We start from the raw sequence: 3,351 nt of genomic DNA on the forward strand, positions 1-3,351 counted from the left end.
AATCAACATCCAAGTTTAAAAACTGACGTCACTTGGACATCCCATTTTTTTAGCAACCCGCATATCCTTAATAGCCATTTACTTATCTAATATCATAATGATTTAACTGACGAAAAGATAATTTTATGTTAACACCGTTAGAGGAAATCTGGTTAATTTTAGTGCTGAGAATTCGTCGTGTCGATAGACGTTCAGCAAGTGTTGGGAAAACATATCCAACATAATCATCAACGATTTTACAATGTGGATTGTCAAGTAAATGTATTTTAAAGCTGCATGACACAGTTACTACCATTTCACCTAGGCTCTCATATGGCGGGGAAATGGAAATGATTTTAAATTTATCTCTAAACTTGTTTTTTATACTTTTTATTCTATAGGTCGTTTCTTTTTTGTAATCTTGGATTTGTATTGGTTTGTAAATAAAATCAACAATACCTTCAGCTTTGACCATGTTGCACCTCATATTTTGGTTATTCCATGATTATATCATTTTTAAAAAACACTGAAACAAAAACCTTCTGTTCGCTTTATTCTAATAAAGTATGTTATTATTCTAATATTGCAAATAAAGGAAAGGATGAGTAAATTGTCTTTTGAAAGTGTCAAAAAGCATTTTGAACAGTGGAATCGGGAGCAGGATGTCATGGAATTTGAAACCTCCAGTGCAACCGTGGACCAAGCAGCTGAAACGATCGGTGTAAGTCCAGCTCGAATTGCAAAAACATTATCCTTTCGGGGGTCAGAGGAAAAGGCCATTTTAGTTGTTGCGGCCGGTGATGTAAAAATTGATAATAAGAAATTCCGCCAATTCTTTGGCTATAAAGCTCGGATGTTGTCGCCAGACGAGGTCCTTGAGCAAACAGGCCATGCGATTGGAGGCGTTTGCCCATTTGGACTGAAAAATGATCTAGATGTCTACCTAGATGTTTCTATGCAGCGATTTACGACGGTCTTTCCCGCATGTGGCAGCACAAACTCTGCCATTGAATTAACAAAGGAAGAATTATTTGAATTCTCTAGTGCTAAGGAGTGGGTAGATGTTTGCAAAGGCTGGGGAGAGGACGAAGAGACGGCGATTGTTAATCAACAATTAGAGGTTTAGTGGAGCGGACCTATTCTAATTGCCTAACTAAAATGGTGGGTTTATTAATAATCCACTCTTATGATTAATATAATTACAGTGATTTTATTTTGAATTTTCCAATTATTATCATCAAGGGAAGAAGGAATCGGTGATGAAATTCAAAATATACCGCTGTAATTGTCGGAAAACTTGGTCGATCCAAACTAGAAAATCCAAAGTCAATGCAGGGACGGTCCTATTGGATGCTAGTTGGTCAGCTGAACTGAAGCCGGAACGGAAGCATAACCCAAAAGGATTTGTTACAACACTAGGAGATAAAGGGATTATATATAATCCTGATCATGAATTGGTTGAACAATTCATGAAGGTAGAGAAGTTAATTTATGATAAGAATAAGGTCAATTTCAATGTAAAACAAGGTGAGTGTTTATACTTTGCTGAAGATGGGACCTGTTATATTCTTAAAAGATTGAATGATGGTATTTCGGTATGAAGAGAAGTGTAGATTGCATTTTTAAAAGAGCTTGGGAAACCAAGCTCTTTTTTACTTTAACCTTCCATTTTTATCTAGGAGTAATCGGTTTTACCGAGATGGCAGGAGTATAATGAATGGTTACACAGCCATCTAAGTGGCTATGAGATAATAATCCTAAATCAAGTGCAGCTTTTATTTTTGTATCATCCGGTCTTCTTATAACCTGAATGAGATCGGTCATCTTCAATTCTTCTAGTCTTTTAACGGTTTCTGCTTCATGAAATTTTTCTGTTTTTCGCATTTGTCTTTGTAGCTTAAAGCCGCTAACAGTAATTTCACCTTTTTGCTGGGTGCCAACAAAATCATTAAAATAGTTTTGAAATGAGTCTTTTAAATAATTCAATTCAAGTTCAATTTCTTTCTTCTGTTTATTTAGTTCATAATATCTTAGTAGCATTTCACCTGTTATCACGGACTTATTGTTGTCAGCCATGCTGCCATCCTCCCATCCTTTGAAGCGAACGTACATTCTAAAATATGTTAGGACAGTCAAGAATATAACCTCCATAAAGAAATATCGAGGCAGACAGAAAAGTAAATTTATCACCTTAGAAACCTACAAAATGGTGACAGGCACCAACTGGTTACAAAAAGTATTTGCTTTCTTGTCGTTAGTCTGGCAAGCTTATATAGATAAATCTTCTTTAGAAAGAGATATAGGTGATTAATATGATAGAGGTAAAAACATCAAAGCTAAGTGATGGGGAATTGAACAGAGGAGTATTTGCTACTTGTGATATTGCTAAGGGAGAGCTAATTCATCAAGCACCAGTTATTCCTTATCCGAATGAAGAGCACATTCATATCGAAAAAACTTTATTAGCCGATTATGCATTTGAATATGGCATCAATCACACTGCCATCCTATTAGGCTATGGGATGTTATTTAACCATTCCTATCAGCCAAATGCCACATATGAAATTAACTTTCCAAACCACACCTTTGATTTCTTTGCATATAAGGATATTAAAGCAGGAGAAGAAATCTTAATCAATTATAACGGGGATGTCGATGATGATGAGCCGCTATGGTTTAATAAAGAGAAGACAAGTGATTCGAAAGAATGAAAACTAAGGTTTTAAAAAGAGCACTTTTTTTGTGCTCTTTTTTTTTAGCTTTATAGGGGCTTTGATACAGAATAAGGAACTACTTACTTTGTCTAGAATAGTAGCATGAAATAAAGAGGAGTAATTTGAAATGACAAAGAAGGAAGCCCTAAACATTTTGGCATTAATTGAAACAGTTTATTCGAGTTGTTTGATAAAAAATCAAACAGTCATCCATTGGCTTCAAATCTGTTCGGAATTAGATTATGAAAACGTCCTGGACAAAATTTTTGTACATATGAAGGTAAGTCCGTATCCACCCACGATGGAAGACCTAGCAATCGTGGGAAAAATAAAGGACGAGAATCTTTTAGATCTTCGTATACAATTACCCCATGAAAATAATCGTGAAAGGATCGTACCAAAATGGATGCAGGAGTACTCCATTAAAGATTTATTCATATGACAGTGACCGATCGACCTCTAGTTTTAGGAAACTAGACATCTGCCTATGCCTTTTAATTGTTAAAACATATTCTAGACTATAACCTAAATAAAGGAGAGATGCTCGAAATGATGGGAACAGGTGGATATCCAGGTATGGGTGGTTATGGTAGCATGGGTATGGGAGGAATTCCAGGCATGGGTGGAATGGGAACAGGCTACCCAGGCATGGGCGGAT

At 35.9% G+C, this 3,351-nt stretch carries 6 protein-coding genes; 4 read left to right on the forward strand and 2 right to left on the reverse strand.

The window, feature by feature from the left end; translation table 11 throughout:
* Positions 1–82: 82 nt before the first annotated feature.
* Positions 83–454, reverse strand: coding sequence for a hypothetical protein (locus V7266_RS27945; protein WP_335472485.1), 372 nt, complete (start codon positions 452–454; stop codon positions 83–85).
* Positions 455–589: 135 nt separating this feature from the next.
* On the opposite strand from V7266_RS27945, the gene V7266_RS27950 reads away from it, so the two are divergent.
* On the forward strand, positions 590–1,105 hold the full coding sequence (locus V7266_RS27950; protein ID WP_335472486.1) for a YbaK/EbsC family protein: 516 nt from the start codon (positions 590–592) through the stop codon (positions 1,103–1,105).
* 133 nt (positions 1,106–1,238) lie between these two features.
* Positions 1,239–1,580 carry a hypothetical protein gene (locus tag V7266_RS27955; RefSeq protein ID WP_335472487.1) on the forward strand — a complete coding sequence of 114 codons (342 nt, stop codon included), beginning with the start codon at positions 1,239–1,241 and terminating at the stop codon, positions 1,578–1,580.
* A gap of 70 nt (positions 1,581–1,650) precedes the next feature.
* On the opposite strand, the gene V7266_RS27960 is transcribed toward V7266_RS27955, so the two are convergent.
* Positions 1,651–2,055 carry a hypothetical protein gene (locus V7266_RS27960; RefSeq protein WP_335472488.1) on the reverse strand — a complete coding sequence of 135 codons (405 nt, stop codon included), beginning with the start codon at positions 2,053–2,055 and terminating at the stop codon, positions 1,651–1,653.
* A gap of 236 nt (positions 2,056–2,291) precedes the next feature.
* On the opposite strand from V7266_RS27960, the gene V7266_RS27965 reads away from it, so the two are divergent.
* Both V7266_RS27965 and V7266_RS27970 read left to right on the forward strand, forming a co-directional pair.
* Complete coding sequence (locus tag V7266_RS27965) at positions 2,292–2,690, forward strand: SET domain-containing protein (protein ID WP_335472489.1); 399 nt, start codon at positions 2,292–2,294, stop codon at positions 2,688–2,690.
* A 130-nt stretch (positions 2,691–2,820) separates the two neighbouring features.
* On the forward strand, positions 2,821–3,135 hold the full coding sequence (locus tag V7266_RS27970; protein ID WP_335472490.1) for a hypothetical protein: 315 nt from the start codon (positions 2,821–2,823) through the stop codon (positions 3,133–3,135).
* Positions 3,136–3,351: the final 216 nt, after the last annotated feature.

The organism is Neobacillus drentensis, from assembly GCF_036965645.1.
Taxonomy (GTDB): Bacteria; Bacillota; Bacilli; order Bacillales; family Cytobacillaceae; genus Neobacillus; species Neobacillus drentensis_D.

Bases quoted from the DNA above. Each gene is read 5' to 3' on its own strand.
- V7266_RS27945 (WP_335472485.1), bottom strand. From the start codon at position 454: ATGGTCAAAGCTGAAGGTATTGTTGATTTTATTTACAAACCAATACAA.
- V7266_RS27955 (WP_335472487.1), top strand. From the start codon at position 1,239: ATGAAATTCAAAATATACCGCTGTAATTGTCGGAAAACTTGGTCGATC.
- V7266_RS27960 (WP_335472488.1), bottom strand. From the start codon at position 2,055: ATGGCTGACAACAATAAGTCCGTGATAACAGGTGAAATGCTACTAAGA.
- V7266_RS27965 (WP_335472489.1), top strand. From the start codon at position 2,292: ATGATAGAGGTAAAAACATCAAAGCTAAGTGATGGGGAATTGAACAGA.
- V7266_RS27970 (WP_335472490.1), top strand. From the start codon at position 2,821: ATGACAAAGAAGGAAGCCCTAAACATTTTGGCATTAATTGAAACAGTT.